21 protein-coding genes are annotated in these 24,506 nt (G+C 39.1%); 16 read left to right on the top strand and 5 right to left on the bottom strand.

Translation table 11 applies throughout. The annotated features are described in order from the left end of the window. Positions 1 to 128 precede the first annotated feature (128 nt). Genes OU683_RS09360 through OU683_RS09375 form a run of 4 tightly spaced genes read left to right on the top strand, consistent with a single transcriptional unit; the run spans position 129 to position 3,977 of the window. Positions 129 to 1,220 (top strand): glycosyltransferase family 9 protein, encoded by a 1,092-nt coding sequence (locus OU683_RS09360; protein WP_268137530.1) that lies wholly within the window; start codon positions 129 to 131, stop codon positions 1,218 to 1,220. Next, positions 1,217 to 1,897, top strand: coding sequence for a phosphocholine cytidylyltransferase family protein (locus tag OU683_RS09365; protein WP_268137532.1), 681 nt, complete (start codon positions 1,217 to 1,219; stop codon positions 1,895 to 1,897). Before OU683_RS09360 ends, OU683_RS09365 begins: the two co-directional genes overlap by 4 nt. Before the next feature lie 2 nt (positions 1,898 to 1,899). After that, positions 1,900 to 2,940: a CDP-glycerol glycerophosphotransferase family protein gene (locus OU683_RS09370; RefSeq protein WP_268137534.1), complete on the top strand. Its 1,041-nt coding sequence runs from the start codon at positions 1,900 to 1,902 to the stop codon at positions 2,938 to 2,940. A gap of 47 nt (positions 2,941 to 2,987) precedes the next feature. After that, positions 2,988 to 3,977, top strand: coding sequence for a Stealth CR1 domain-containing protein (locus tag OU683_RS09375; RefSeq protein WP_268137536.1), 990 nt, complete (start codon positions 2,988 to 2,990; stop codon positions 3,975 to 3,977). A 210-nt stretch (positions 3,978 to 4,187) separates the two neighbouring features. Here the strand turns inward: OU683_RS09375 and OU683_RS09380 are convergent, their stop codons facing one another. Further along, complete coding sequence (locus OU683_RS09380) at positions 4,188 to 4,934, bottom strand: lipopolysaccharide kinase InaA family protein (protein WP_268137538.1); 747 nt, start codon at positions 4,932 to 4,934, stop codon at positions 4,188 to 4,190. Between the two features lie 287 nt (positions 4,935 to 5,221). On the opposite strand from OU683_RS09380, the gene OU683_RS09385 reads away from it, so the two are divergent. The 7 genes from OU683_RS09385 to OU683_RS09415 all read left to right on the top strand — a co-directional run bounded on the left by OU683_RS09385 (position 5,222) and on the right by OU683_RS09415 (position 11,565). Beyond that, positions 5,222 to 6,337 carry a glycosyltransferase family 4 protein gene (locus OU683_RS09385; protein WP_268137540.1) on the top strand — a complete coding sequence of 372 codons (1,116 nt, stop codon included), beginning with the start codon at positions 5,222 to 5,224 and terminating at the stop codon, positions 6,335 to 6,337. Continuing rightward, positions 6,321 to 6,890 carry an L-threonylcarbamoyladenylate synthase gene (locus OU683_RS09390; RefSeq protein WP_268137542.1) on the top strand — a complete coding sequence of 190 codons (570 nt, stop codon included), beginning with the start codon at positions 6,321 to 6,323 and terminating at the stop codon, positions 6,888 to 6,890. Before OU683_RS09385 ends, OU683_RS09390 begins: the two co-directional genes overlap by 17 nt. Positions 6,891 to 6,975: 85 nt before the next feature. Then, positions 6,976 to 7,350, top strand: a complete 375-nt coding sequence (locus OU683_RS09395) for a GxxExxY protein (protein ID WP_268137544.1) — start codon at positions 6,976 to 6,978, stop codon at positions 7,348 to 7,350. Between the two features lie 77 nt (positions 7,351 to 7,427). After that, complete coding sequence (locus tag OU683_RS09400) at positions 7,428 to 8,843, top strand: CCA tRNA nucleotidyltransferase (RefSeq protein ID WP_268137546.1); 1,416 nt, start codon at positions 7,428 to 7,430, stop codon at positions 8,841 to 8,843. Positions 8,844 to 8,871: 28 nt separating this feature from the next. Then, positions 8,872 to 9,885, top strand: coding sequence for a COX15/CtaA family protein (locus OU683_RS09405; RefSeq protein WP_268137548.1), 1,014 nt, complete (start codon positions 8,872 to 8,874; stop codon positions 9,883 to 9,885). A 51-nt stretch (positions 9,886 to 9,936) separates the two neighbouring features. Beyond that, the gene (locus OU683_RS09410) at positions 9,937 to 10,446 is read left to right on the top strand and encodes an IS1096 element passenger TnpR family protein (protein WP_268137550.1); all 510 of its coding nucleotides are present in this window, start codon (positions 9,937 to 9,939) and stop codon (positions 10,444 to 10,446) included. A gap of 60 nt (positions 10,447 to 10,506) precedes the next feature. Further along, on the top strand, positions 10,507 to 11,565 hold the full coding sequence (locus tag OU683_RS09415; RefSeq protein ID WP_228916905.1) for a nucleoid-associated protein: 1,059 nt from the start codon (positions 10,507 to 10,509) through the stop codon (positions 11,563 to 11,565). Between the two features lie 102 nt (positions 11,566 to 11,667). On the opposite strand, the gene OU683_RS09420 is transcribed toward OU683_RS09415, so the two are convergent. Further along, the gene (locus OU683_RS09420; protein ID WP_268137552.1) at positions 11,668 to 12,729 is read right to left on the bottom strand and encodes a hypothetical protein; all 1,062 of its coding nucleotides are present in this window, start codon (positions 12,727 to 12,729) and stop codon (positions 11,668 to 11,670) included. Between the two features lie 90 nt (positions 12,730 to 12,819). Between OU683_RS09420 and OU683_RS09425 the strand changes: the two genes are divergently transcribed. From OU683_RS09425 to OU683_RS09440, 4 genes are all read left to right on the top strand, one after another. Then, entirely contained in the window at positions 12,820 to 13,722 is a 903-nt protein-coding gene (locus OU683_RS09425; RefSeq protein WP_268137554.1) for an ABC transporter ATP-binding protein, read from the top strand. Beyond that, entirely contained in the window at positions 13,722 to 14,558 is an 837-nt protein-coding gene (locus OU683_RS09430) for an ABC transporter permease (protein ID WP_268137555.1), read from the top strand. Before OU683_RS09425 ends, OU683_RS09430 begins: the two co-directional genes overlap by 1 nt. A gap of 87 nt (positions 14,559 to 14,645) precedes the next feature. After that, entirely contained in the window at positions 14,646 to 16,649 is a 2,004-nt protein-coding gene (gene uvrB / locus OU683_RS09435) for an excinuclease ABC subunit UvrB (RefSeq protein ID WP_268137556.1), read from the top strand. A gap of 92 nt (positions 16,650 to 16,741) precedes the next feature. Then, entirely contained in the window at positions 16,742 to 17,953 is a 1,212-nt protein-coding gene (locus tag OU683_RS09440) for a phage tail-like protein (protein WP_268137558.1), read from the top strand. 431 nt (positions 17,954 to 18,384) lie between these two features. Here the strand turns inward: OU683_RS09440 and OU683_RS09445 are convergent, their stop codons facing one another. Next, complete coding sequence (locus OU683_RS09445) at positions 18,385 to 20,481, bottom strand: acetate--CoA ligase family protein (protein ID WP_268137560.1); 2,097 nt, start codon at positions 20,479 to 20,481, stop codon at positions 18,385 to 18,387. Between the two features lie 122 nt (positions 20,482 to 20,603). Between OU683_RS09445 and OU683_RS09450 the strand changes: the two genes are divergently transcribed. Next, positions 20,604 to 21,821 (top strand): aminotransferase-like domain-containing protein, encoded by a 1,218-nt coding sequence (locus OU683_RS09450; RefSeq protein ID WP_268137562.1) that lies wholly within the window; start codon positions 20,604 to 20,606, stop codon positions 21,819 to 21,821. 92 nt (positions 21,822 to 21,913) lie between these two features. Here OU683_RS09450 and OU683_RS09455 read toward each other — a convergent pair whose 3' ends face one another. Both OU683_RS09455 and OU683_RS09460 read right to left on the bottom strand, forming a co-directional pair. Next, positions 21,914 to 22,510, bottom strand: coding sequence for an indolepyruvate oxidoreductase subunit beta (locus OU683_RS09455; protein WP_268137564.1), 597 nt, complete (start codon positions 22,508 to 22,510; stop codon positions 21,914 to 21,916). A gap of 28 nt (positions 22,511 to 22,538) precedes the next feature. Beyond that, on the bottom strand, positions 22,539 to 24,152 hold the full coding sequence (locus tag OU683_RS09460) for a thiamine pyrophosphate-dependent enzyme (RefSeq protein WP_268137566.1): 1,614 nt from the start codon (positions 24,150 to 24,152) through the stop codon (positions 22,539 to 22,541). Positions 24,153 to 24,506: the final 354 nt, after the last annotated feature.

Below are 24,506 nucleotides of genomic sequence, written 5' to 3' on the forward strand. Positions count from 1 at the left end.
ACTGTTTGAAAGTGCGGTTTAATCTCAACCTGAAATTTTTCAGGCTCTAACCGGCTTAGGTAATAAGATTCTGAAATAAATTCAGAATTACGATTATTTAGATGCTCAAACAACCTCCAACAGGAGCTATGAAGATACTTGTGATTCAGCAGAAAATGATAGGGGATGTACTTACGTCCTCTATCCTGTTTGAAGCCCTTCGGAAGAAATATCCTGAAGCAGAACTGCATTATCTTATTCAGCCTCACACCCGGCCGGTCGTTCAAAATAATCCTTATATCAATAAACTGGTTATTTATGATCCAGCTCTTAATAAAAATCCGGTCAAGTTTCTGTTTTTTGGAAAGCAGATCAGGAAAGAAGGCTACACTCATGTGATCGATATCTACTCCAAAATAAGCACGGGAATCATATCGCTGTTTACAGGAGCCAGCTGTAGGCTGGGTTATCATAAGAAATACACAAGTTATTTCTACACTAAAACCTTTACACCTGTTAACGAGCCGGCTACATCTGCAGGATTGGCTATAGAAGACCGGATGCAGTTTCTACAGGGACTTCAAAAAGATTTTCCGAAACATTCGCGACCAAAGATATACCTGGACAACCTGCAGAAGCAAAAAGCCGCAGTAAAATTAAAAGCAGGAGGAATTTCTTTTGAAAAACCTTTGATCATGTGCGGCGTGCTTGGAAGCTCAAAAAATAAAAGTTACCCGTCTTCTTATATGGCCGCTTTATTAGATAAGGTGGTGGCGCAGGTAGAAAATTGTCAAATTTTATTCAATTACTCCCCCTGCCAGGAAAAAGATGCTCTTGAAATTTACAATCTTTGTAATCCTGTCACCAGATCCAGAATATTTTTAAAGCTTTATGCCCTGGAACTGCAGGATTTCATTGCCAATTGTGCCACCTGTGATCTTTTTATGGGGAACGAAGGCGGTGCAGCCAACATTGCCAAAGCCTTAAAGATTCCCTCGTTTTCCATACATTCTCCTTCTGTAAAAAAAAATTACTGGGGAATTTACGAAGATGGAGACAGGAATGTTTCGGTACATTTGAAAGACTTTCGAAAAGAAGCATTTAAAGGCTTGTCAACCAAGGAGATCACAAAAAATGCTGCAGGTTTTTATGAACTGCTGGAGCCAAACCTTATCTTCGCCAAACTGAATCCTTTTTTACAGAAGGTGATTTTGAAAAAATCTGAAGAAAAGTACTTATGAAAATTGTCATTTTAGCCGCAGGTATAGGTTCAAGATTAGGAAATCCTTTCCCGAAGCCCCTCACACCTTTAAAAGGAGGAAAAAGCATCATGGAAAAACAGGTTGAGAACTTTTCTGAATATTTCAATGAACATGATATTTCTGTTGTTGTAGGCTTTAAAAAAGACCTCATCATGGAACGTTTTCCCGACCTCACTTATATCTACAACCAGTTCTTCGATGCCACCAACACCTCAAAGAGCCTTTTAAAGGCACTTAAAAAGTATAGAAATGAAGATGTTCTTTGGATCAATGGAGATGTTATCTTTGATTCCGAACTCTTTTCTGTATTGAACAGGGAAATAGAAGCCAGCCATTCTTTTGTTGCTGTCAACACTTCTCGTGTTGCCGAGGAAGAAGTCAAATACACCCTGAAAAATGGCAAAATTGATGAACTTTCCAAGCAAGTAAAAAATGGTCTTGGGGAAGCTGTGGGTATTAATTTTGTAACAAAACAAGATATGCCGGTACTGCTGGAGCAACTTGAGAACTGCGATGACAACGACTATTTTGAGCGCGGAATTGAAAAGGCTATTGCAGAAAATAACATGCAGGTGAACGCCGTTGATATTTCAGATTTCCGGTGCATGGAAGTAGATTTTAAAGAAGATCTTGAAGCTGCAAATAACCTCTTTTAAAAATGAAAGTTGTCCTCTTTTGTCAATATCCTTACGCCTTTGGAATCCTTGAACCAATAATGAAGGTGCTTAAACAGAGGAATTGCGATTACCTCTGGTTTCTAACAGAAAATCTTAAAGAAAGCTTTCCCTTTAAAGATGAACCGCACACCTTTGATCTTGAAAAGTTGGTATCCTATGAAAGTGACGCCATCTTCTGTCCTGGAAATGAAGTGCCACATTACGTGCGGGGTGTAAAAACGCAAATCTTCCATGGGCTGGCAGGAGAAAAAAAAGGTCATTTTAAAATTCGCCATTATTTCGATCTTTACCTTACCCAAGGGCCATTCTTCACGCGCCGTTTTAATAGAATGAAGAGAAGGCACCGCAACTTTGAAGTAGTTGAAACAGGTTGGCCAAAACTTGATATTTACGGAAAGAAACATGATAAGTACAACTCTGATAAGGCCACTCTACTTGAAAAACATAAAGCGTCAAAAATGATACTTTATGCTCCAACCTTTTCCCCATCGCTCACCTCAGCTTCGTTTTTATTGAAGGAGCTTGAAAAACTGGCTCAAGAAAAAGACTACCTCATCCTGATAAAGTTCCACGATAAGATGGCCGCCGAATTGATACAGCAATTCCGGAAGCTGGCAGCCGACAATAAGAATATCATTTTTGAAGAGGAACCAAATATTGTGAAATTCCTGCTGATGGCAGATTTGCTTATAAGCGATACTTCGTCTGTAGTTTACGAATTTCTGTTACTCGACAAGCCAGTAGTCACCTTTAAGAATAACTCTGAAAACATTTTGTGGAGCGACATTAAAGATGCTTCCCAACTGCAGCAGGCAGTAGAAAAAAATCTGCAACAAGATCCTTATCGGGAAGAGCGAAAAGAGATCATTTCAAGCTATCATCCTTACAGTGATGGCAAATCTGCCGAAAGAATGGTTGATGCCGTGGAACAGTATATTGCCGAACATGGTGTACCGGAAAGACGTCGTCTCCCCTTCCTTAGAAGGAGGAAAATGAACAGGATGTTTAGAAGGAAATTATGATTTCTTTCTAAATTAAAATCTGAATACTTGGATTAAAATCATATCACATGACAGAACCTCTAGAAAATATTCAGGTTGATGCCGTTATAACCTGGGTGGATGGAAATGATAAAAACTGGCAGGAAAAAATAAATGTTTATTCTGAATCTAAAATAAATTTCTCTTCTGAAAATCATCTGAAACGGTACAATTCGATTGGAGAAATTGACATTGCAATTAAATCTATAATCAAGTTTGCTCCATTTATTAAAAATATTTTTTTAGTAACCGATGATCAATCGCCTGAATCTTTTGATTCCTTAAAATCATTAGCTCAAAAAAATGGTATAAACCTGGAACTGGTTGATCATAAAATTATTTTTAGCGGATTTGAGGAATATCTACCCTCCTTCAACTCGTGCTCTATTATATCGATGTTATTCAAAATACCCAACTTATCTGAGCATTTCATTATTTTTAATGATGATACTTTTATAATGAAAGAAGTATCGGTAAGTGATTTCTTCATTAATGGAGAACCAATTATACGAGGTAAATGGCAACATTTTAATGAAAATAAAACATTAAGAAAATCCTACCGTGAAGTTTTGTCTTTTTTAAATATTCCGCAAAAAAAAGATAAGATCAGTTTCAAGACATTACAACAAAACAGCGCCAAACTGGCTCAAATGAATAAATACGTTAGACGTTTCCACACGCCGGTTAGCGTGAGAAGGTCAACACTTACAAACTTCTTTAAAGAAGATACCCTACTTAGAAAGAATATACAATACAGGTTTAGAAATCAAGATCAATTTCTTTTATCTTCTTTATCTGAGCATTTGGAGATCAAAAATGGTACTTATCATTTTCGGAATTTTTCACAATTAACATACTTTCGATCGTATAAAAAGCTATGGCTAACCAAGTTAAAATTGAAGTGGTATAGAAAAAACCAGAGTAAACTCTTCATCACATTCCAAAGTTTGGATATGGCAAATGATAAAATATTGAATTATATTTTGAATTGGATAGAAGAACGACTAGATAAAAACTAAGATGTTCTTTTAAAATGTTATTTGCTACCTCTCGATTTTCAATGGTAGGAAACCCTGGTATTTAGGAAACCGGAATCTTTAGTTGAATTTATGGATTGGGTTTCGCATTTAAATGTTGCTGAAACAGACTTTGAAAAAAAGGCTTTTTCTAATTCTTCAGGTAAAACGGTGACTTTGATTTTTAGGCCCGGATTTAATTCTTTAAGCTCTTTATTCCTTTTTAAATTTTTTCTTTATCATTTCTTTTTTATCACGTTTTGTAAAAAAGCTTTGATTAAAATGCCACATTTGATCAAAAACTTCAGATGAAGATCGCTCTGATTGTTTGGCATATTCATCTGCCATAATCTCGTAAATCGCTCTTTCCCTTGTTAAACGTTTAAAATTCTGCATTCTTTCAGTGAAACTTAACCTTTTAAAATTCATCCTGTTGAGATCAACCAGGTAAAATTTAAAAGTATTTTCATGGATCTGGATTAAGGTATTTCCGGGGGAATGATCTAAGAATTCTATTCTTTTTTCATGCAGCTCAAATGTGAAACGGGTAAAAGCCCGCAGGATTTCTTCATGCCCTTTCTTTTCCAAATTTAAATCTCTGAAAGTAAGATCATAATCGAGTTGCTCACTTACATAAAAACTTTTTAGAAAGGCCACAGAAGTCACTTCTTCTGCATAAGCAACGGGAGCCGGGGTGTTGATTCCTCTCTTTAAAAGTTCCTGAGCATATATAAAAGATCTTTCTGCTTTTGATTTTCTGAAGAAACGATAGGCTATTTTATTTACAGCATTGGGAACTTTGAAAGCCTTGATATTCAGCTCCTTTTCATTTAGTGATATTGCCTTTACAATATTTCTTTTGCCCGGGCCAATTTTACGTCCCTCGTTGTCAAAATTGTCAAGAGCCTGAAAAATTTCTTCTTTATAAGAAGAATATGCTTCATCTATGATTACTTTCATATTATTTCCCGAACTTTTAAGCAAAGTTAGCTTTTTGAGTTTGCATTAACTTTAAACTTCAGAGAATATAGGCTTCTTTCTATCACTTTAAAATTTGAGGGTAATTATTTTTCGATACATCTTTATAACTAAAATATACACTTCCTAAAATAAAGATTGAGAATCAAAGCTTCATACCTGCCAAAAATAGCAACGTAACTACCTATTTTGCATCCATCTCTACTTGACTAGATTTATTTTACCTTCGCAATTATAGCCATTGAAAAGACGAGTACAGAAAAAGTTTTATGAGAATCCTTCATTTATCGGCAGTAAGAAATTGGGGCGGCGGTGAAAAACATATTGAAAACCTTTGCCTGGAGATGGCTGAAAACCATCCCGAAGTTTTCAATATTATTCTGTGCAGGAAAGGAAGCCTTTTTGAGCAGAGTCTTATAAAGCGAAATCTCAAGCATTATACCTCTCCTGTCTTTACAAATTTCGATTTTAGATATGCGTTAAAAATAATTTTTATCTGCAAGAAAGAGAATATTGATCTTATTCATATTCACGACCCCAAAGCTCTTGCATTGGCTGTGGCTATAGATAAATTTAAAGATCTCCCTCCTTTTATCTTCAGTAAAAAAACCTCTTTTCCAATCCGTTCCCGACGGCAAACCCTGTACAAATACAATTATCCGAAAATTAAAAAGATCCTTTGTGTTTCTCAAGCTACCAGGGAAATAAGTTTAGAGGTCCTTGACTGCCATGAACGCCTGGAGGTAATTTATCACGGGACCCGATTGAAAAACAAGGACAAAAATCCGCCTTTTTGGATAGCGAAAAAATATAATCTTCCCCATGATGCAGTTATAATTGGAAGCATCGCAAACCATATAGAAGCCAAAAACCTGGAAACTCTTGTAAGAACTGCCGACTACCTGGTTAACCAAAAGAAGCAGAAAAATCTATTTTTTTTCCAGGTGGGTAACTTCAGTCATAATACTATAGCACTTAAAAAATTGGTTCGGGATCTGGAATTGGAAGAGCATATATTTTTTACAGGATATGTTCCTGAAGCTTCAGCATTTATTCCACAGTTTGGCATGATGCTGCTCACTTCAGAAAGTGAAGGAATTCCGCAGGTGATCTATGAATCTTTTTATTACAATGTGCCGGTAGTGAGCACAAATGTTGGAGGAATACCAGAAGTCATTGAAAATAAAATTAATGGTCTTTTGAATGATCCATACGATCATAAAGGATTAGGTGAAAACCTGTTGTTTTTGCTTGAAAATCCACAGGTAATCCCGAACTTTGCAAAAATTTCCAGGGAAAAACTGTTTAAGCACTTTACCAGCCGCATCATGGCCGGAAAAACTCTGGAAGCCTATAAAAATGCTTTAAATGGTAGACTACACTGAAGAACTCAACAATGCCTTAGCCGTCCTTAAGAGAGGTGGAATCATTTTATATCCTACAGATACGGTTTGGGGGATAGGCTGTGATGCCACCAACGCAGACGCAATAGACAAAATTTTCGCCCTTAAGAAAAGAAGCGAGGAAAAAGCGTTGATTTGCCTGGTTTCAGATTTTAAAATGCTCAACCAGTTCGTGGAGGAAGTTCCTGAGGTAGCTTATGATATCCTCAAATATGCCGCTAAACCCACCACGATTATCTACGACAAACCCATTAGAGTTGCCGAAAATCTTGTTGGAAAAGATAACACCCTTGGGATAAGAGTAACCAAAGATGAATTTTGTCAAAAACTGATAAAAAAATTAAAACGACCATTGGTTTCTACTTCGGCAAACATTAGCGGTGATCCTACCCCTGAAGTGTTTGGACAGATTAATGCAGGAATTTTAAAAGGTGTGGACTATGTGGTAAATTTGCAACAGTCTATTAAGACCCCTAAACCTTCGGCTATAATTAAGCTTAGCAACGACGGAAAAGTTAAAGTGATTCGTAAATAAAGTAGTAAAAAAAGTCAAAAGGGCCACGAATACACGAATAATTAGTAGCTCTCACTGGGATGTGTAAAACTGAATCGTAAAATATATGGCCAATATTTTATATAAAGATGAGAGTTATGCTGTTGTAGGTGCGCTGTTCGAAATATACAACAATCTTGGGAGTGGTTTTTCGGAAATAGTTTACAAGGATGCTTTAGAGTATGAACTCAAAAACAGAAAAATTCATTTTACACGAGAAAAAGAGTTTTCCGTTTCTTATAAAGATATCATTCTCCCACATAAGTTCTATGCTGATTTTGTGGTGGACGAAAAAATAATATTAGAGATTAAAGCGGTGGAAACTTTGCATGATAAATTTTTTGCTCAGTGTATTAACTATCTGAAAGTTTCGAATTGCCGATTGGCAATTTTAGCCAATTTTCATAAAGATTTGCTTGACCATCGACGTATTATTTTATAGAAATTATTCGTGAATTCGTGGCCAAAAAAAGAAAAGAAAAGAAAAGAAAAAGAAAAGAAAAGAAAAAGAAAAGAGAAGTGAACAACTATAAACAGGCATTAACCAACAACATCTTTAAAGTAATTTCTCTGGCAGCAAAAGAACTGGAGCTTGAGAGCTATGTGATTGGCGGATTTGTAAGAGATTACATTCTGCAACGGGGAGAGCACAAGGATATAGATATTGTGACGGTTGGCAGTGGGATTGAACTTGCCCAAAAAGTCTCTTCACTTCTTCCGCATAAACCCAAGGTGCAGGTTTTTAAAACCTATGGGACGGCTATGCTTCGGGCTTATGATATGGAGATAGAATTTGTTGGGGCCCGTAAGGAAAGTTATAGTGAAGAAAGTAGAAATCCAAATGTGCAGCAAGGTACTCTTGAAGATGACCAGAACCGAAGGGATTTTACAATAAATGCTCTTGCATTAAGCCTTAATGAGGAAACCTACGGAAGTCTCCTTGACCCATTCAACGGATTGCAGGACCTCAATGCCGGCCTTATTCGCACTCCGCTGGATCCCGACATTACTTATTCTGATGATCCTTTGAGAATGCTGAGAGCTGTGCGATTTGCTTCTCAACTACAATTCAGGATTGAGAAGGATTCCCTGCAGGCTATTATTCGCAACAGGAGCCGACTGAAAATCATTTCCCGTGAAAGAATAGTAGAGGAAATAAACAAGATCTTATTATCGAAGAAACCTTCGGTAGGTTTTAGTCATCTTCATAAAACGGGCCTTTTGAGATTGATCCTGCCAGAGCTTACAGCGTTGGAAGGCATAGATGAAATTGAAGGTCAGCGGCACAAAGATAACTTTTGGCACACGCTGGAGGTGGTAGATAATATATCAGAAAATACAGACGACCTTTGGTTGCGTTGGGCTGCATTACTCCACGATATAGGAAAAGCTCCCACCAAGAAATTTGACGAAAAACTGGGATGGACCTTCCATGGCCATGAGTTTGTAGGCTCTAAAATGGTTTACAGGCTTTTCAAGAGACTAAGGATGCCATTGAATGAAAAGATGAAGTTCGTGCAGAAGATGGTGTATATGAGTTCACGGCCTATAGTTCTTTCACAGGATGTGACAGATTCGGCCGTTCGCAGGCTCATATTCGACGCAGGAGAAGACATTGAAGATCTAATGACACTGTGCGAAGCCGATATAACTACCAAGAATCCCCGTAGGTACCGCAAATATCACAACAACTTTAAAGTCGTTAGACAAAAGATAAAAGAAGTTGAGGAACGCGACCACGTTCGAAATTTTCAACCCCCGGTATCGGGAGAAGAGATCATGGAAACTTTTGATCTTAAACCTTCCCGGGAAATTGGAATAATAAAAGATGCCATCAAAGAAGCTATTTTAGAGGGGGTGATCCCTAATGAATATGATGCTGCCAAAGAATATATGCTTCAAAAAGGCAAAGAAATAGGTTTATCTCCCAATTAGTTTATGCTATACTTTCACATGCACCCCTATGAAAGACAATAAAAAGGTAGTTTACTGGCTGTTTACCGGCTGTTTCTTGATTTTTGTAATGGTTGTAGTTGGAGGGATCACACGTCTTACCAACTCCGGACTTTCCATTTCGGATTATAAATTGATCACTGGCACTATTCCTCCCCTCACAGAGGAGCAATGGGTCGCCGAATTTGAATTTTACAAGCAGTTCCCCGAATATCAAAAACTGCATTACCACTTTACCCTTGAGGATTTTAAGGGCATTTACTTCTGGGAATGGTTACACAGGCTCATTGGTCGTCTTATTGGCCTGGTTTTTATTATTCCATTTCTTTATTTTCTCTTCACAAAACAGCTTACTAAGCCTACGATCTACAAATCTTTAGTGCTATTATTTTTGGGAGGTTTCCAGGGATTTCTGGGTTGGTATATGGTAAAAAGCGGCCTGGTAGATATGCCTTCTGTTAGTCACTATAGACTAGCAGCACATTTGACCACTGCCTTTGTCACTTTTGCATACTGCTTCTGGGTGGCTATGGACCTGATCTATCCAAAGAAAAAACAAATTAACACGAGCTTCAGGAACCTCGTATGGGTGGGAATGATCATTTTACTACTTCAAATAATATGGGGAGCTTTTGTAGCCGGTTTAGATGCCGGTTGGATCCATAATTTCTGGCCCTGGATGACCGGCGGGGAATGGGTACATGAAACAGTTTATATAGAACAGAATCCTCTCTGGAGGAATTTTATTGAAGGAAAAAGTGGCGTGCAGTTCGTACACCGTTACCTGGCGTATGTTGTGGTTGCAATAATCCTTTATATCTGGTACAGATCGCGAAATTTGCAACTCACCCTTCCGCAGCAAAGAGGAGTGCAATGGCTTGTGGGACTGGTCTTTCTACAGTTCCTTCTCGGCGTGCTCACGCTCATTTATGCTGTTCCTTTGTGGCTTGGAGTCGCTCACCAGGTAGGAGCTTTTTTCCTGCTCACTGCAATGACTTTTACCCTGCATAGATTTAGTCGTTAGCTAAAATTTCTCATCTAAAAATGTATCTTTGCAATCCAATTTTTTTGACTTATGCTGTATAGATTTAGAATTATCCTTGATGCCGAAGAAGATGTATTCCGTGACATAGAAATTATGTCGGAAAACACCCTCGAAGATTTACACAATACCATACTGCAATCCTTTGGATTTGACGGCACCGAGATGGCTTCTTTCTACATAAGTGATGACGAATGGAACCAGGGGGAAGAAATTTCACAGTTCGATGTGACCGAAGGCACAGGCTCTGTAAGGTTAATGAACGAAACGACCCTTGACAGCGTGGTTTCTGAAACCCAAACTAAGCTTATTTACGTATACGATTTCTTTAGCATGTGGACTTTCCTTGTGGAACTTGCAGAGATCGCAGAACCCGATCCTCAAATGGATTACCCAAACCTGCTGTTTGTCCATGGGCAGCTACCTACCGCCGCTCCAGAGAAAGAATTCCAGGCCGAAGAAGACGATCTTAGTCTTGACTATGATGATGATTTTGATGTAGACGATTACGACGATCTTTCTTTCGACGAGAATTGGAACTAGCTTAAATTTTTCTATTTTTCCGCCTTTATTAATCCGGTAACTTAACCGCACCTTTTCAATATGATCAATTTATATAACGCTCACATTGACTCTCTTTCTATTCACAGAGTTGGCAACAAAAGCCGGAACGAGAACATTTTCCTTTCCGCACAACCCTTTCACCTTAATGATGAGATCACTCCCCTTGTAAAAGAGTATTTTCTCAAGCCGTTTCGTGATAAAGAGGAGAATTATTTTCAGTTTTCTAATGACGTGGATGTGGAATTCAACCCATTGTTCGAGATTGCCGGAAAGATATTTGATAACCCGCAGGCAATCCACGAACAGTCAAAAAAGATCACAACACTGCTTTTTGAACAGTCGGCCCACCCGCACATCAAAAGCGGCGAGGTGTATGTTGTATTTTTCGACAACATGATGCTCGACAATGAAAAAACTACTGCAATTGGGATTTTTAAATCTGAATTAAAGCATGATTTCCTTCAGTTCCAGGAAAAAGAGAGCATACTGGAAATGATCATTCAGCAGGGGATCAACCTGAACAAGCTGGATAAAGGAGCTCTTATCTTCAACAAAAACCGTGAAGAAGGTTTTAAAATTCTTTCGGTCGATTCCAACAGGTATGATACCAAATACTGGCTGGAGAATTTCCTCGGAGTTGATGTCATGGCCGATGATAATTTTCACACCAAAAAATACCTGAAATTCTGCCAGAATTTTGCCAAAGATGTAGTTCTTCCCGCCGAAGATAAAAAGGAAGAAGTGATGTTCATGAACCGAAGTGTGGATTATTTCGCAAAAAATGATGACTTTGAAGAAACTGCATTTCTGAATTCAGTTATTGACAACCCTGCCCTTTTGCCCGAATTTCAGAATTATAAGACCGAAAAAGCACCAAAATACAAGATCGAGGATCTTACCAGTTTTCCTATTTCAAACACGGCGGTAACTTCTGCCCGTAAGTCGATCAAGAACGTCATCAACCTCGACACAAACATCCAGATCAAAATGGACTTCATCAATCCTGAGTCGGCTGAAAAGTTCGTGGAAAAAGGCTGGGACGAGGAAAGGCAGATGTATTACTACCTGGTTTACTTTAATAAGGAACAGAAAAGCTAGAAAAAGAGCCAAGAGCCAAGACTAAAAAAGGAAGGGTCTCAAAAATGTCATTTTTGAGACCCTTCCTTTTTTATTATTCCTTAATAATTAAACCTTAATCATTTAAATAAGTCTTTTCATATTCACATCTTCATAATTCCTTTTTACGAAATCAAGAGCTGTTCTTATGATTTGCCCCATGGAGCGTGCCCTTTTGAATTTCATATCGCTGGAGAAATCATAGAGCTCTTTGCGCAGTTGTTTCACGTTGGACTCATTTGATATCTGGTCGTTAAGGATACAGCGCATTAATTCTTTGTAACGGGATTGTGCGTTGATGATCCTTTTGGCCAGCAGAGAACGTTCTTCCCTCCTATATTGCTCTATAGAGGATTCCTGCAGCTTCTCCTGCACCAGTTGTACCATCTTTAAGTTTTCCTTAAAGAATTGCGGCCTGTATACTTTTAAACTTCCTTCAAAGCATTGCTGATCAAAATCGATAGCTCTTATTTGATACTCCACGTGATCAAAATCGTGGGTGGGAATGATCACGTAATTGTAGGATCGCATATCTCCCAAAAGCCGGATCGTACAGCGCTCATTGAATTTCACGAATTGTTTCGCAATTTGCGTTTTCGCCCGGTCATCACACATTGGCAGTTCATCTTCAATAAAGACATCGCCCGGGATCCCTGCAATATGCTCCTCAATTAAGGTATCCCGGTACACCAGGAAATTAATCCTGTGCGGGGAAAGTATATGCTCAAATTCAAGTCCGTAAATACGAGAGGCATCTGCTTTTTTAACGTAAAAATAGGTGAAACTGTCGTTGAGAATATTTCTGATCTTTACACGAAAAGGTTTTGAATTTCCAAAGGTGCAGTAGTCAATTGCATCCACATTAAGAAATTCGAGCGAATCGTCACTCCCATCGGAATGCAGGATGGTATATACCTGTTTGAGGCTGTTGTCAATATCATCCCTTTCATAATCGGGATAATAGCAACGCACCCAAAAGGTATCTTCATCATGTTGATCATAAACTACAATCGAACCCGAAAACCTCAGCAGATCATCGTAAAAGACGGGAATTTTAGTATTTCGGTTATATTTTGCGAGGTATTTATGGAACCGGTCATTTACCGGAAAGGATGGTTTTTTCTTTGACATTAATTTTTCCTGCATACCCTGAATTTCCTCAAAAATAAGACTTCTTTTTCTTTCGGCCTGTAACAAAACGTTAACTTAGGCGTCAAATGTTAAAACCGGTTTATTTTGAGTACAATTCTTCGTCTTAACAATCTCACCAAAAGATTTGGTCCCGTTACTGCGGTCAAGGATCTTTCTTTCTCCATTGAAAAAGGTAACGTTTATGGCATCCTTGGTCCTAACGGAAGTGGAAAATCTACTACCCTTGGTATCGTTTTAAACGTAGTGAATAAAACCAGCGGCGACTTCCAGTGGTTCGATGGCACACAAAGCACCCACCAGGCCCTTAAGAAGGTAGGAGCTATCATTGAACGTCCTAATTTTTATCCTTACATGACGGCCGCCCAAAACCTGGAGCTCGTATGTAAGATCAAAAATGTGGCTCCAAATAATATTGATGAAAAACTTGAATTAGTTGGCCTATTAGACAGAAGGTACAGCAAATTTCGCACTTTTTCTTTGGGTATGAAACAACGGCTCGCCATTGCCTCTGCTCTACTCAATGATCCCGAAATTCTTATTCTGGATGAACCCACCAACGGCCTCGATCCCCAGGGAATACATCAAATAAGGGAGATCATAACCAGGATCGCATCTACAGGAACTACCATTTTACTTGCCTCTCACTTGCTGGACGAGGTAGAAAAAGTTTGTACTCATGTAGTGATCATTCGCAAAGGTGAGAAATTGTACAGCGGACCTGTAGACCAAATGAATGCAAGTTTTGGCTTTTTCGAACTAAAGGCATCAAATGAAGAGAAACTACTGGCACTTCTAGATTCCCATCCCGCATTTGGGAAGGTGATCCAAAAAGGAGAGCTTATCACTGCCTTCCTGGAAGAACCTTTAGAACCTGAAGCTCTCAACACCTACCTTTTTGAAAACGGATTAATCCTTTCACAACTCGTGAAACGTAAGGAAAGCCTCGAGGAACAATTCCTACTGTTAACTAACCAAATTTCTGCCTAATGCTACGATTACTTAACATAGAATATCACAAACTACGCTATAGTAAATCTTCGCGGGTTTTGGTCACTACCTACTTTATCCTTATTACTTTTATTGCGCTCATAGCATCTATAGAATTTAACTTTGGAAATGTCAACTTCAGGCTGGCAGACCAGGGAATCTTTAATTTCCCTTACATATGGCATTTCAACAGCTATATTGCTGCTACTCTTAAGTTATTCCTGGCCATTGTGATCGTTTCTATGATGTCCAACGAATACAGTAACCGTACAATAAAGCAAAATCTTATCGACGGCTTAAGTAAAAAGGAGTTCATCCTTTCAAAATTCCTTACTGTTGTTTCTTTCGCACTGTTATCGACTCTTTTCCTGTTCATAGTTTCTTTGATACTTGGCCTGTCTTTTTCAGATTATACAGAGATGAACATCATCTTTTCTGATATGGAATACCTGCTGGCCTATTTTATTAAGCTAACAGGGTTCTTTGCTTTTTGTATGTTCCTGGGAATTTTCGTGAAAAGATCGGCTTTTGCGCTGGGCTTCCTGTTCATTTGGTGGATCCTTGAGAGCATCTTAAGGGGAGTTATGGAGTATAAGATCTTCAGGGATTCTAATATTGCCGAAAATATTGCACAATTTTTTCCGCTGGAATCTATGGCTTTGCTTGTTAAGGAGCCTTTTACCAGGCTTAACGCAGTACAGTCTGCAGCCACTCAATTGGGATCGGAGATCACGAAGGACTATTCCATTCACTGGTATCAACTTTTAATTGTGATCCTGTGGATAGTTATCATCGTTTACCTCTCTTATTTACTGCTGAAGAAGAGGGATCTTTAACCGGCCTGATATTAAACTTCTTAGGAGCAGGCAATATTTGTTGGTAGCTTTAAAATTGGTTATTTTTGCAAGTCAGCAAAAAATCCTATGAAATTTAAAGTAAAGTCAGATTTTAAGCCCACGGGAGATCAGCCGCAGGCTATAAAGCAACTGGTTAGCGGAATTGAAAACAATGAACGATACCAGACACTTCTTGGAGTAACAGGATCGGGGAAAACCTTTACAGTCGCCAACGTAATCGAAGAGGTTCAAAAACCTACTCTTGTACTTGCACATAACAAGACCCTGGCCGCCCAGCTTTATTCTGAATTTAAGCAGTTCTTCCCTGATAATGCGGTAGAATATTTCGTAAGTTACTACGACTACTATCAGCCGGAAGCTTTTATACCCTCCTCGGGAACTTATATTGAAAAGGATCTTTCGATAAACGAAGAAATTGAGAAAATGCGTCTCAGCACCACCTCTTCCCTCCTCTCCGGAAGGAGAGATGTGATAGTGGTAGCTTCGGTTTCCTGTCTTTACGGTATTGGGAACCCGGTTGAGTTCAAGAAGAACGTTGTTTCCATTGAAAAAGATATGGTGATCTCACGAACACAGCTGCTTCATAAGCTTGTGCAAAGTCTTTATTCAAGGACCGAAGCTGAATTCAACCACGGGAACTTCCGAATTAAAGGAGATACTGTAGATGTCTATCCAAGTTATGCAGATAATGCCTTCAGAATTCACTTTTTTGGAGATGAGATAGAAGAGATTGAAGCTTTTGACCCGGCTACAAACGAGGTTATAGAGAAATATGAACGTCTTAATATCTATCCTGCGAACATGTTCGTGACTTCGCCCGATGTACTCCAGGGAGCTATACGGCAGATCCAGGATGATTTGGTAAAACAAGTAGATTACTTCCAGGACATAGGAAAACATTTGGAGGCAAAACGTCTTGACGAGCGCACAAATTTCGATCTTGAAATGATAAGGGAATTGGGCTACTGTTCTGGAATTGAGAACTACTCGAGGTACCTGGATGGTCGTCTACCGGGCACAAGACCTTTCTGTTTACTGGATTATTTCCCCGACGATTTCCTTATGGTAGTGGATGAAAGTCACGTTACTATCCCGCAGGTACATGCGATGTACGGAGGGGACAGATCCAGAAAAGAAACTCTGGTCGATTACGGTTTCCGGCTTCCGGCAGCAATGGATAACCGTCCGCTTAAATTTGAGGAGTTTGAAATACTTCAGAATCAGGTGATTTACGTAAGTGCTACTCCGGCAGATTATGAACTTCAGAAGACAGAGGGAATGTATATTGAACAGGTAATTAGACCTACCGGTTTACTGGATCCTGTAATTGAAGTGCGACCCAGTCTCAACCAGATAGACGATCTCATTGAGGAAATGCAGGTGAGGATCGACAAAGACCAGAGGATTTTAGTTACGACCCTTACAAAACGAATGGCCGAAGAGCTAACGAAATACCTTACCAGAATTGATATTCGCTGTCGCTACATACATAGCGATGTCGATACATTAGAGCGGGTGGAAATTATGCAGGACCTTCGAAAAGGGCTTTTTGACGTGCTGGTTGGAGTAAACTTGTTACGGGAAGGACTTGACCTTCCGGAAGTTTCCCTGGTGGCAATTCTCGATGCCGATAAAGAAGGTTTCTTAAGGAGCAACCGTTCCCTTACGCAGACAATTGGCCGGGCTGCACGCCACCTGGAAGGAAAAGCCATTTTGTATGCTGATAAAATTACAGATAGTATGCAAAAGACTATTGACCAGACGGAGTACAGGCGTGAGAAACAGCTGAAGTACAACGAAGTCAACAACATCACTCCCACCGCGCTTAAAAAGTCTTTTGAGAATATGCTGGTGCGTAAAAAACCAGAGCCCTATGTGTATGAGGTTGCTCCCGATCTAAAAGCCGCAGAGGCTGAAACAGAATTCTTTAGTAAACCACAACTTGAAAAAAGGATCAGGGAAAAAAGAAAGGCCATGGAATCGGCGGCTAAAGAGCTGGATTTTATGACAGCGGCAAAATTGCGTGATGAAATCAAGATGCTGCAGGAAAAAGTACAGGAAACCTCTTAATGTGTTAAAATTTTTATAGAGTGCTGTAAAACAGGAAGATATTTAAGTATATTGATTTTTATTGGTGTCTCCCCGAGAAAAAAAATGCACTCGTGTACAAACTTTTGTTATTGGGGATCGTACTCCTCTTGATTTCTTTTAAAACAAATGCGCAGGTAGGGATCAATACCCATGACCCAAAAGCCCAACTGGATATAAGCATTGAAGATCCGGCTTCGCCGGAAAATACAGATGGCATTCTTATCCCGCGAATGTCAAATTTTCCAGCCACTAATCCAACGGAAGCTCAACACGGGATGCTGATCTTCCTCACCTCTCAAAAATTGGAATTCCCAACAGGATTTTATTGGTGGAATTCCTCCCTGGTAGCCTGGGAAAGTGTGGGAAGAAAAGCTACATCAGATTTTTACAAAATTGGAACAACATCTCCCTCCACCAGTCCAGAGGATGCGGTCTTTAGAAAAGGTAATGTTAGCATTGGCGGCTCTTCCCAAAATGTTAAACTGAAGGTGATAATTGATGATAAGGAAGATCATTTAATACGTACCGGCCTTGAAGTTGACAACGCAAGTTCGACAGCAAAAAATGTTACTTACGGCATTGTAACCAGTAATAATACTGCAACAGCCGATAAAAAGTATGGAATAAAAAGCTCTGTTAGTGCCAATGGAATTGGTATTCACTACGGCATTTTTAATGAGGTGAATCAGAATACAAATGAAGAGATCTACGGGATCTATAATGATGTAGGTAAGACATTTGGGTCCACAAAAAACCACTATGGAATCTACAACGAAATTGGAACAGTACAGGGGAATGGCTTTGTCTATGGCATATACAGCACGGCCTATGGGAATGATCCAAAAAAGGTATATGCAGGCTACTTTTCGGGGAGAGTAGGCATAGGAACAACAGGAAATGATTACGTGTTGCCGGATGTGAGAGGTTCCCATGACCAGGTTTTAATGACAGATGCAAGTGGCATTGTGAGCTGGAAATATCCATACTCCGGCACCTATTCCTCCACTGCCTCTAATACCGGAGCTTTTATAATTCCCGAAGAAACTTACTCCCTTCGCATCAATAACCAGGTGAGCAGCGTTGTAATTCCCGACGCCGCTACTAATAAAGGCCGACTAATTTACCTTATCAACTGGCCCGGAAACTCAAAAAAGATTCTGGATTTTATAGGCAGTAACGACCTGTTTGATATTACCACAAATTCAACAGTGACTAGTATTGATCCGGGAACAAAGTACCTCATTCAGAGTGCCGGCAACCGGTGGATCCTTTTGGATAAATAGATTAAAGAAAAGGATTGGGCTAAAGCCCTAATGACATTTTAATTCTAAATCCTCCGGATAAATTCGGAGGCAATTCATGGATAGACCAGGATTTCTTGTGAATGGATGAGAGCCTGTAGACATGAATTACCTCCCCTTCAAAAAGAGGCATAAAAAGTTCTCTTCAATAGCCTTTAAACAAAAAAAGGACACCAAAAAATGGCATTTTTGAGAGGTGTGGGGCTAAAGCCCTTTTTGATACAGGATCCTCTTACCTTCAGATAAATCCGGAGGAAATCATGGACAGACCAGGAGTTCTTGTGAATGGATGAGAGCCTGTAGATATGAATTACCTCCGCCTTCAGGCGGAAGCTCAAGGTGTAATCAATCCTGGGCTTTAGCCCAATAAAAAACTCAAAAATGGAGGGTTATTATAATTTTGATACATCAGCTTATGCGATCTCATTTATTTGATTAGGCTGTAGCTTCTTAACCGATCTTTCTAAACGAATTCTTACATCCACAGCAGTTAAATCATTCTGAGTAGCCATAAGAGGATTGAGGTCCAATTCTGCAATTTCGGGCACAAGAGTCAGGAGATCTGAAATTTTTACAATGGTGTCAGCAAACAATTTGATGTTGATACCGGCCTGACCTCTAATTCCTTTTAAAATGGGTGCTGCTTTTAGATCTGTTATCATTTGTAAAGCCTCTTCGTCTGAAACAGGAGTCATTGCAGCACTAATATCCTTTAAAACCTCAACAAAGATGCCTCCCAATCCGCATAAAATGACATGAGGATAATTTGTTTCTTTTTTCGCTCCTATGAACAATTCCATTCCCTTGATCATAGGCTGGATCATGACAGAAGTTGCTCCTTCGATTTGCATCAACTTGTGGAAATTATCATGTAATTCGACTTCGTTTGAAACATTCAGGATAACTCCGCCAACATCAGATTTATGCAACGGCCCTTCAACTTTTAGAACTACTGGGTAAGTAACAGAATTTGAAATATTGTTTAGCTCTGCTTGATTCCTTGCCTGAAGTGGAACGGCAAATTTCACTCCTGCAGTTTCCAACAAACTAATTGCAACTTCTGTAGGCAAGTACCCGTCAGGAAGTGCATTTATTAACTTTCGGATTTTTGTAGAAAATTGTAGGACAGGATTTTTAGTTTTTTTACGCACCGGTGTTTGATTATAAACTTTGGATAAGGCCTGTCCAAATAATACCTCATCATGGAATGCGATATTTCCTTTTTTAATAAATTCCCTGATCTCATTCTTCACATTCACTACTGAAGGCAATACGGCGTAAATCGGCTTTTTAGAAGTGTTGATTTTTTTATCCAGTACTGCATATACATCATCCACAGCGGTTAAACCGGGACTCCCGAAGATCACAGTTATCGCATCAATTTGGGTCGAGTTCTCACAGTACTCAATAATGGCATCTAACTGCCCAGCATTACCGGTCGCTAGAAAATCAATAGGATTGGATACAGTTGATCCATCAAATAATTTATCCAATAAGGCTTTGCTTTCTTTACCTTCTAAATGTGGGATCTTTAATCCATTCTTTGATAATACATCTGTCAGCATTACAGCAGGCCCGCCGGCATGGGTAATAATGGCTATATTCTTTCCTTCAGATTCCTTTTGCTGAAGTATTCCGGCAACAGTAATGAGTTCGTTCCTGCCGTAGCAACGTAAAATACCGGCTTTTTTAAACAATGTATCTACAAAAACATCTGAATTGGCTATAGCTCCTGTATGTGAAGAAGCCGCCCTGTTTCCTTCCTCCGAACTTCCGGCCTTAATTGCCGCAATTTTACAACCCTTACCTATAAGGGAGGCTGTATGTTCCAGGAATTTAAGCGGGTTCTTGATGCTTTCAATGTAAAGCAGTTTTACTCTTGAACTTGTTTCTTTGTCAAAAGAGCGGTCCAAATATTCCAGAATCTCCTCCACTCCTATTTGAGCACTGTTTCCAACGGTATACAAGCTAGAAAATGTTAGCCCCATGCTCTTTGCTGCTTCAATAATAAAAACTGCCGTCGCACCGGAACCTGATATAAAGTCAACACCATTCTCATCCAGTTTTGGGATGGGCGTTGTAAAAACTCCTGTGTAATGCTTGTTTATTAATCCAATATTGTTAGGACCCAATAAACTCCCGCCCGCTTCATTGATCAACCCGACAATTTCCCTTTCCAGCTTTGCACCGGCTTCATCTTTTTCACTGAAGCCTGCCGAGAAGATAATAAAGCCCTTTGTGTTCTTCTTTTGAGTAAGAACTTTAACGGCTTCAACAACATATTTTGCAGCAATGGCGATTATCGCCAAATCTACTTCAGGCAAATCATTGATGTCATTATAAGATCTCACCCCCTGCACCACGTCCTGTTTGGGATTGACCACAAATAAGTTCCCTTCGAATTGATGGTCGAGCAGGTTTTTCAAAACTCGGCCACCAGGACTATGAATATTATCAGACCCCCCAACAACAACGATGCTTTTAGGATGAATTAATTTGGGATGAAGCATAAAAAAAATAATATAATATTAGTAAAGAAAGAGAATTGAAAGAAGATTTTAACTGATATTCATCAGCATCTGTTTGATTAGATATTAGTTAATTTGATAGAACAGTCAAAACTTTTTAGGCTATGTATGCATTTTCGAAAGCAGTCAATTCCATGCATTCAGAGGACGTTAAACAATTGATGAAACAAGCTTCCGGCAAAAACCTGATCTCCTTTGCAGGTGGTATGCCCAACAATGATCTTTTTCCGGTAAAGCAAATTGATGAGATCTATAATTCTTTACCTGAGGATGTCAAAAAGTTGTGTTTTCAATATGGTCCCACTTCCGGTTATCCTCCTTTGATCAGGTCCCTGGAAAGCTATTTAAAAAACAAGGGATTGGCAGTTGATGATAATAAAATTTTGATCACTACAGGTTCCCTGCAAGCGATATCGATAATCACTCAGGAATTTGTCAATGAAGGAGATATTATACTTACAGAAAATCCTTGTTTCGTTGGAGCTTTAACGGTCTTTGAAACTTTTGGAGCCGAGATACACAGCATACCTATCGACGTGAATGGCATCAACATCGAAGCCTTAAAAAGTAAGATCGAATCCTTGGACCGGAAGCCGAAGTTCCTATATGTAACACCCAATTATCATAACCCGGCAGGCATTATTTACACACCTGAAAAGAAAAGAGAACTCCTGGAAGTTTTATCGGGTACAGGAATTATTCTTGTTGAAGACGATGCTTACAGTGATCTCTATTTCAACGGGGAAGAGAAATCTCTGACTAGAGCCATGAAATCTTATGGCGTTAAAGATGTAGAAATCATCTATACGGGATCATTTTCAAAAATACTGGGTCCGGGTTTTAGGTTGGGTTACATGCTTTCTTCTGAAGAGATCTTCGAAAAAGCTGAAACGGTTAAACAGGCTCTAGATGCCTGTACTTCCAGTTTTATGCAGATACTGGCCAATGAATTTCTAGCACAAAATAAACTGGAACCTTATTTGACATTTTTGAGGAGTGAGTATCTGGAACGAAAGAATATGCTTCAAAAATATTTAAAAACTTACATGCCTGAAGAAGTCACCTGGAATGAACCCAAAGGTGGTTTTTACGTCTGGCTAAAATTACCCCCACACATTAGATCAACAGACATATTTAAAGAAAGTGTTGCCAAAGGAGTAGTATTTGTAACCGGAAGAACCTTTGATCCTGCCAGTCAAAAGGATGACAGGTTGCGACTTTCCTTTTCTAATATGCCCAAAGATCAAATTGAAAAAGGAGTCATTATCTTATCCAAAGCAATAAAAAAAGTGCTCCAGAATTCTAAAATGCAAATCTCCTGATCGTTTTTTTAGGTGCTAAGCGAAAAAAGTATCGGGAATAAAACCAAGCCTTTTTCCCGATACTTTTTTTATAAAGAACTATTATATCTACTCTAAGAATTAGCCAGATTGGTTATTCCTTCAGCTACTTTTTTTCCTTCAGCAAAAGCTTCAAGGTTTAGCTTGATGATCTTTTCACTTTTATTCTGAAACAACTTTTTAATGGCTTCGATCATGCTGTTTTCTGATAATGGAATTATCGCTGATGCAGCTCCCAATAAAACGATATTGGCCACTTTTGAATTACCAATGGCTTTGGCAATTTCTGTAGCGTTTATAATGACGTGATTGGGATGCTTCTTTATCTGGTCAAAAAGATCTTTTTTTTCAGGGTAATTGGAAGTATTAATAAAAGCCTCCGAATCTGTAACCAGCCAGCCATCCTTCTTCAAAAAAGGCATATATCTCAAAGCTTCCATGGGTTCTACCGATAAGATCAAATCAGCTTTTCCTTCAGGAATGAGATCAGAAAATATTTGCTTGTCCGATATTCTTACATGGGATTGTACAGCACCGCCACGTTGGCTCATCCCGTGAACTTCAGATTGTTTAATGAACAAGTTCTCGCTTAAAGCAGCAGTATCCAAAACCGCAGCGATGGTAAGGATCCCCTGACCACCAACACCCGATAATATTATATTTGTTTTCATCTGTTTAATTTGTTCTAAGTGAGATACTTTAGTTGAGTGACGCAATTCTGGCCTTAATTTGCTCTTTTTGATCCCTTGATAATCTAACGCAGGGCCTTTCAGAAATAATGACCGAAACACCTTTGTATTTTAATTCCTTTCGCAAGACTTCCACGTTTTCTTCGTGGTTCTTTTTTAAGGGTACTATAGTTTTAAGATGATCGGGATGAACCCCAATACCTAAACAAATTTTGTGCAATCGGCCTACTGCAGAAGATTCCTGAGCTCCTGTCATAGCAACAGCCGAGTTATCTGAAATGATGATCGTAACTGGTGTATTTTCATAAACCGCATCCAGAAGTCCCGTCATGCCCGAATGTGTGAAGGTGGAATCTCCTATAACTGCAAGAGCATTCTCCAAACCCGCATCTGCGGCGCCTTTTGCCATTGTAATAGAGGCTCCCATATCTATAAGTGTGTTTATAGTACCTAAAGGCGGTAAAGCTCCCAATGCATAACATCCAATGTCTCCAAAAACGTTTTTATTCCCTATTTCTGGTATTAATTCATTAATAGCGTTAAAGAGGTCTGTATGACCACAACCTTCACAAAGTTGTGGAGGTCTTGGAGTTACCACCGAAGGGATAGGGGCTATCTCGTTTTGAAAAAGCCCCAGGGATTTCCCCACTAGCTTAGGGTTCAGTTCTCCCGTTCGCGGCAGATCGCCCGATAATTTTCCTTTTATTTTATCGTTATCATCAAAATAGTTGTGAAGCAATTCTTCCACTATGGGGTATCCGTCTTCCACAACCAGGATTTTTTCACAGTGGTTGTATAATGCTTTTACTTTTTCTTTGGGTAAAGGGTATTGCGTGACTTTTAAAATAGAATAATCTGAGTCATCATCTCCCAGATTTTCCATCACATAATTATAAGCTATTCCACAAGCTATAATTCCTACTCCCCTGCTTTTACCTTTTTTCAGGCTGTTAAGGTCAGATTTTTCTGAATATTCAATAAGAGTTTCCTGTTTATTGACCAACAGATCAAACTGCTTTCTGGCATTCATGGGAAGCAGAGCAAACCGCGAGGTATCTGATGGTAAATTGATATCATTTGGATCACGTCTTTCCTTTACTTCAATACCTGCACGGGAATGCGATAAGCGGGTAACCAACCTTAACAATACAGGTAATTTCAATTCTTCCGAGAGATCAAAGGCATAAAACATCATATTATAGGCTTCCTGCTGATTTGATGGTTCAAGGATTGGAATCATTGCAAATTTTCCATAGAACCGGGAATCCTGTTCATTCTGCGAAGAATGCATAGAAGGATCATCGGCCACTACGACAACAAGTCCACCATTGATTCCGGAAACAGCCATATTCATAAAAACATCTGAAGCTACATTCAAACCTACATGTTTCATAACCACCATGGATCTCTTGCCAACATAGGACATTCCCAAAGCTGCTTCCATGGCCGTTTTTTCGTTAACAGACCAGGTGGTGTGTATCTTTAATTCTTTAGCAAGTTTGGACTTTTGAATGTATTCGGTTATTTCAGTTGAAGGGGTGCCGGGATATGCATAAACACCGGATAGACCTGCGTCGATACTACCCTGAGCAAGTGCTTCATTACCTAAAAGTAAACTTTTCATCTGTTTAAATTTGATATTGCGTAGTGGAATGACCCGATCTTTATCGTCATCCCCCAAAACGATATAGTTGTGCAACTAATTTAGAAGATTCAATGTAATTAGAGTATGATCTTCATCATGCCCTGGTACTATAAACAATACAGAATTGCTCAAATGAAATATCTCAAAAAACGCCTTTTTTGGCAATAATTAAGCTGAAGTCCTTCCAAAATCCAAAAAAATACCTACCAGGTTAGAATGCTTATTAAATTACCTCCACATTTAGGTCGAGGTATATAACCTACCCTTCCTTACTGCTTAGTCCAAACAAAAAAAAACGCTCCCGTAAAGGAACGTTTTTTACACTTTGCAAAA

The organism is Salinimicrobium sp. TH3 (genome assembly GCF_026676115.1).
GTDB lineage: Bacteria > Bacteroidota > Bacteroidia > Flavobacteriales > Flavobacteriaceae > Salinimicrobium.